1 protein-coding gene is annotated in these 677 nt (G+C 70.8%); it reads right to left on the bottom strand.

The genetic code is table 11. The features are described from left to right. Window positions 1-677, bottom strand: a 677-nt coding sequence (locus OP86_RS32550) for an acyltransferase domain-containing protein (RefSeq protein WP_033334500.1), incomplete at both ends; no start/stop codon positions are given.

The raw sequence follows: 677 nt of genomic DNA, 5'->3' as shown, positions 1-677 counted from the left end.
GGTGGGGCCGTTGTGGGCGGCGATGGTGAGTCGGCCGTCCCAGGGGGCGAGTAGTTCGGCTGTTTCGTTGGAGGGGAGCGGGATGGAGGCCATTCCGCCTTGGCCGCTGATGGCGAGGATGGCCTGGCTGCGGAGGGCGGCGATGCGGGCGCCGTCTTCGAGGGTGAGGGCTCCGGCGACGGTGGCGGCGGCGATTTCGCCCTGTGAGTGGCCGATGACGGCGGCGGGCTGGATGCCGAGGGACTGCCAGAGCTCGGCGAGGGAGACCATGACGGCGAACAGTGCGGGCTGGACGATGTCGACGCGGGTGAGGTCGGTGTTGCCGCGTAGGGCGTCGGTGAGGTTCCAGTCGATGTACGGGGCAAGTGCGGTTTGGCAGTTGGCGATGGAGGCGGCGAACACGGGCGAGGTGTCGAGGAGTTCGGCGCCCATGCCGATCCATTGGGAGCCCTGGCCGGGGAAGACGAACACAGGGCGGTCGAGGGAGCCGGTGCCGGTGGGGGTGGTCCCGTCGGCGATCGCGGTCAGGGCGTTCACCAGTTCCTGGTGGTTGTGCCCGAGGGCGACGGCCCGGTGTTCCAGTTGGGCTCGTCCGGTGAGCAGGGTGTGGCCGGCGGCGCGGAGGTCGGTGTCGGGGTGGTCCTGGAGGAAGGCGGCCAGCTGTCCTGCCTGGGCGC

This window comes from Streptomyces novaecaesareae (assembly GCF_000716875.1).
Lineage (GTDB): Bacteria > Actinomycetota > Actinomycetes > Streptomycetales > Streptomycetaceae > Kitasatospora > Kitasatospora novaecaesareae.
Note: the sequence above shows the minus strand (reverse complement) of the source record. Positions and strands in the feature narration are given on the sequence as shown.